2 rRNA genes (1 of these 2 running past the window's edge) are annotated in these 3,012 nt (G+C 47.2%); both read right to left on the bottom strand.

Annotation, left to right across the window (positions count from 1 at the left end):
• Positions 1-38 precede the first annotated feature (38 nt).
• Positions 39-146: ribosomal RNA gene (gene rrf / locus DFQ06_RS01000) — 5S ribosomal RNA — on the bottom strand.
• Positions 147-290: 144 nt separating this feature from the next.
• Positions 291-3,012: ribosomal RNA gene (locus DFQ06_RS00995) — 23S ribosomal RNA — on the bottom strand; it runs 102 nt beyond the window's last position.

Below are 3,012 nucleotides of genomic sequence, written 5' to 3'. Positions count from 1 at the left end.
ACAAAAAAAATCCTCAACAAATAAATGTTGAGGATTAAAAAAGGCAACGACCTACTCTCCCACAAATGCAGTACCATCGGCGCTAATGGGCTTAACTTCTCTGTTCGGAATGGTAAGAGGTGAGCCCCATCGCTATAACCACCTTAAGTTATAGCTGCTCGCTATTAGATCTAAATCCTTTAGCATACAGCGTTTATCACATAGGATAAACAAATATCTTAACATATTGAAATAAGAGACATGACTTGTAAATAATATAATATATTGTTCTCGTTTTAAAAAAACAGGCGTACAATAAGCCTATGGGTTATTAGTACTACTTGGCTATGACATTACTGCCTTTACACCTATAGCCTATCAACGTGGTAATCTTCCACGACCCTTTAAAGAAATCTCATCTTGTGGTGGGTTTCGCGCTTATATGCTTTCAGCGCTTATCCCTTCCCAACGTAGCTACTCAGCAATGCTCCTGGCGGAACAACTGATACACCAGAGGTTAGTCCAACTCGGTCCTCTCGTACTAGAGTCAGATCCACTCAAATTTCTAACGCCCACTGTAGATAGAGACCGAACTGTCTCACGACGTTCTGAACCCAGCTCGCGTGCCACTTTAATGGGCGAACAGCCCAACCCTTGGGACCTTCTCCAGCCCCAGGATGTGACGAGCCGACATCGAGGTGCCAAACCCCCCCGTCGATATGAGCTCTTGGGGGAGATCAGCCTGTTATCCCCGGCGTACCTTTTATCCTTTGAGCGATGGCCCTTCCATACGGAACCACCGGATCACTATGCTCTACTTTCGTACCTGATCGACTTGTAGGTCTCTCAGTCAAGCTCCCTTATGCCATTGCACTCTACGCACGATTACCAACCGTGCTGAGGGAACCTTTAGAAGCCTCCGTTACTCTTTTGGAGGCGACCACCCCAGTCAAACTACCCACCAAGCACTGTCCCTTCAATAGAAGGTTAGACTCTAGATAAGCAAAGGGTGGTATTTCAACAATGACTCCACAACGCCTAGCGACGCCGCTTCAAAGTCTCCCACCTATCCTACACATTACTTATCCAAAACCAATACTAAGCTATAGTAAAGGTGCACGGGGTCTTTTCGTCCCACAGCGGGTAATCGGCATCTTCACCGATACTACAATTTCACCGAGCTCATGGCTGAGACAGTGTCCAGATCGTTGCACCATTCGTGCAGGTCGGAACTTACCCGACAAGGAATTTCGCTACCTTAGGACCGTTATAGTTACGGCCGCCGTTTACTGGGGCTTCATTTGAATGCTTCGCCGAAGCTAACATCTCCACTTAACCTTCCAGCACCGGGCAGGTGTCAGGCCATATACATCATCTTTCAATTTAGCATAGCCCTGTGTTTTTGATAAACAGTCGCCTGGACCTTTTCACTGCGGCCACCCCGAAGGGTGGCGACTCTTCTCCCGAAGTTACGAGTCTATTTTGCCTAATTCCTTAGCCATGAATCTCTCGAGCACCTTAGAATTCTCATCCCAACTACCTGTGTCGGTTTAGGGTACGGGCTGCTTCTCTTGCTTTTCTTGGAAGTCGATTTGCTAGATTATCACCTTGACCGAAGTCTCAGTGTACTATCGCGGTGTTACCACTCGCTTCAACGCACAATTCCGTCTGTGCGCACTAACTTTTCGCCTCCGTCACTTTTAATGAGAGCAGGTACTGGAATATTAACCAGTTGTCCATCCACTACCCCTTTCGGGTTCGCGTTAGGTCCCGACTAACCCTCAGCTGATTAGCATAGCTGAGGAAACCTTAGTCTTTCGGTGTGCGGGTTTCTCGCCCGCATTATCGTTACTTATGCCTACATTTTCTTTTGTAGCTTCTCCAGCATGACTCACATCACACCTTCGACGACACTACAATGCTCCCCTACCGATATTTCTATCCCATAGCTTCGGTAATATGTTTATGCCCGATTATTATCCATGCCGAACCGCTCGACTAGTGAGCTGTTACGCACTCTTTAAATGAATGGCTGCTTCCAAGCCAACATCCTAGCTGTCAAAGCAGTTCAACCTCGTTTTTTCAACTTAACATATATTTTGGGACCTTAGCTGATGGTCTGGGTTCTTTCCCTCTCGGACATGGACCTTAGCACCCATGCCCTCACTGCTGATTAACATTTTATAGCATTCGGAGTTTGTCAGGAATTGGTAGGCGGTGAAGCCCCCGCATCCAATCAGTAGCTCTACCTCTATAAAACTATAAATCAACGCTGCACCTAAATGCATTTCGGGGAGTACGAGCTATTTCCGAGTTTGATTGGCCTTTCACCCCTACCCACAGGTCATCCGAAGACTTTTCAACGTCAACCGGTTCGGTCCTCCACTGTATGTTACTACAGCTTCAACCTGCCCATGGGTAGATCACACGGTTTCGCGTCTACCACTACTAACTAAGCGCCCTATTCAGACTCGCTTTCGCTACGGATCCGGACCTGAAGTCCTTAACCTTGCTAGCAACGGTAACTCGTAGGCTCATTATGCAAAAGGCACGCCGTCACAGCACGAAGCCGCTCCGACCGCTTGTAAGCGTATGGTTTCAGGTTCTATTTCACTCCCTTATTCAGGGTTCTTTTCACCTTTCCCTCACGGTACTAGTTCACTATCGGTCTCTCAGGAGTATTTAGCCTTATCGGATGGTCCCGACTGTTTCATACAGGATTACTCGTGTCCCGCACTACTCAGGATACCACTATCTAAACGTTCTTTACTTATACCGGGCTATCACCGTCTTTGGCTTGTCTTTCCAAACAATTCTAATTCATCGCGCTTCGAATATCGTGGTCCTACAACCCCAGTATTGCCGTAACAACACTGGTTTGGGCTAATCCGCGTTCGCTCGCCACTACTAACGGAATCACTTTTGTTTTCTTCTCCTCCGGGTACTTAGATGTTTCAGTTCTCCGGGTTTGCTTGGCTTACGCCATGACATATCTTCAATATGCCGGGTTGCCCCATTCGGATATCTACGGAT

Origin of the sequence: Algibacter lectus, assembly GCF_004368925.1 — a bacterium.
Lineage (GTDB): Bacteria > Bacteroidota > Bacteroidia > Flavobacteriales > Flavobacteriaceae > Algibacter > Algibacter lectus.
This window is presented reverse-complemented; position numbering and strand designations above follow the sequence as displayed.